3 protein-coding genes are annotated in these 1,807 nt (G+C 68.8%); all 3 read left to right on the forward strand.

Annotated features, from left to right (window positions below; translation table 11 throughout):
• Window positions 1–270: vitamin B12 dependent-methionine synthase activation domain-containing protein (locus ACFYWI_RS38415; protein WP_389240821.1), on the forward strand; the 270-nt coding region annotated here is incomplete at its 5' end.
• 5 nt (window positions 271–275) lie between these two features.
• Window positions 276–1,181, forward strand: a complete 906-nt coding sequence (gene metF, locus ACFYWI_RS38420; RefSeq protein WP_389240825.1) for a methylenetetrahydrofolate reductase [NAD(P)H] — start codon at window positions 276–278, stop codon at window positions 1,179–1,181.
• Window positions 1,159–1,807: adenosylhomocysteinase (locus ACFYWI_RS38425; protein WP_389240823.1), on the forward strand; the 649-nt coding region annotated here is incomplete at its 3' end. The genes metF and ACFYWI_RS38425, both read left to right, overlap by 23 nt.

The following is a 1,807-nucleotide window of genomic DNA, read 5'->3' on the forward strand; positions in this document are numbered from 1 at the left end:
GTCCGCGCCGAGCTCGGATTCGGCGGCGAGGATCCGGTCGATGTCGAGGACATGTTCGCGCTGAAGTACCGCGGCGCCCGGTTCTCGCTCGGCTATCCGGCCTGCCCCGACCTCGAGGACCGTGCCAAGATCGCCGAGCTGCTGCGACCCCAGCGGATCGGTGTCCAGCTGTCCGAGGAGTTCCAGCTCCACCCCGAGCAGTCCACCGACGCGATCGTCGTGCATCACCCCGAGGCAAGCTACTTCAACGCCGGAGGTGGCCGCCCGTGACGACCGTGCGCGATCTGCGCGATGTTCTCGCGGCGGGGGAGGTGTCGTACTCCTTCGAGTTCTTCCCGCCGAAGACCGATGCCGGACAGGAGCGTCTGTGGGACGCGATCCGGCGGATCGAGGCACTGGCGCCGGCCTTCGTCTCGGTGACGTACGGCGCGGGCGGCTCCTCCCGGGACCGTACGGTCGCCCTGACGAAGAAGATCGCCGCCCAGACGACGCTCCGGCCGGTGGCCCACCTCACCGCCGTCGGCCACTCGGTGGCCGAGCTGCGGCACATCATCGGCCAGTACGCCGACGCGGGCATCCGGGACGTCCTCGCCCTGCGCGGTGACCCGCCCGGTGACCCCAAGGGTACGTGGATCCCGCATCCGCAGGGGCTGACGTACGCGGCCGAGCTGGTCGAACTCGTCCGCGAGCTGGGCGACTTCAGTGTCGGAGTCGCAGCCTTCCCCGAGCGTCACCCCCGCTCCCCGGACTGGGAAAGCGACATCAGGCACTTCGCCGCCAAGTGCCGTGCGGGCGCCGACTACGCCGTCACCCAGATGTTCTTCGACGTCGAGTTCTATCTGAGGCTGCGCGACCGGGCCGCAGCGGCGGGCTGTGACACCCCGATCATTCCCGAGATCATGCCGGCCACCGACTACCGCCAGATCCGCCGCTTCGCCGAACTCAGCGACGCGGCCTTCCCGGACGACATCGCCGGGAGGCTGTATGCCGCCCGCGACAATCGGGCCGTATCCCATCGCATCGGCGTCGATTACGCGATCGCGACGGCGGAGCGCCTTCTCGACGAGGGCGCTCCGGGACTGCACTACATCACCCTGAACCGATCGCCTGCGACGGTGGAGATACACCGGGGCGTCGTCGACAAGCCGAGGAGTGTCCATGCCCTCTCAGTCCGCCACTGACTTCAAGGTGGCCGACCTTTCCCTCGCCGCCTTCGGCCGCAAGGAGATCACTCTCGCCGAGCACGAGATGCCCGGCCTGATGTCGATCCGAAGGGAGTACGCCGAGCAGCAGCCGCTCGCCGACGCGCGCATCACCGGTTCGCTGCACATGACGGTGCAGACCGCGGTCCTCATCGAGACCCTGGTCGCCCTCGGCGCCGAGGTCCGCTGGGTCTCCTGCAACATCTTCTCCACCCAGGACCACGCCGCGGCCGCGATCGCCGCGGCCGGTATCCCGGTCTTCGCCTGGAAGGGCGAGACGCTGGAGGAGTACTGGTGGTGCACGGAGCAGGCGCTGACCTGGCCGGGCCACCCCGGTCCGAACATGATCCTGGACGACGGCGGCGACGCCACGCTCCTGGTCCACAAGGGCGTCGAGTTCGAGAAGGCGGGCGCGGTGCCGGATCCCTCCACCGCGGACAACGAGGAATTCCGCATCGTGCTGGAGCTGCTCGGCCGCTGCCCCGTCAAGTGGTCGGAACTCGCCTCCGGGATCCGTGGTGTGACCGAGGAGACCACGACGGGTGTGCACCGGTTGTACGAGATGCACCGTGACGGGACGCTGCTGTTCCCGGCGATCAATGTGA

Origin of the sequence: Streptomyces sp. NPDC002889, from assembly GCF_042888425.1 — a bacterium.
Classification (GTDB): domain Bacteria; phylum Actinomycetota; class Actinomycetes; order Streptomycetales; family Streptomycetaceae; genus Streptomyces.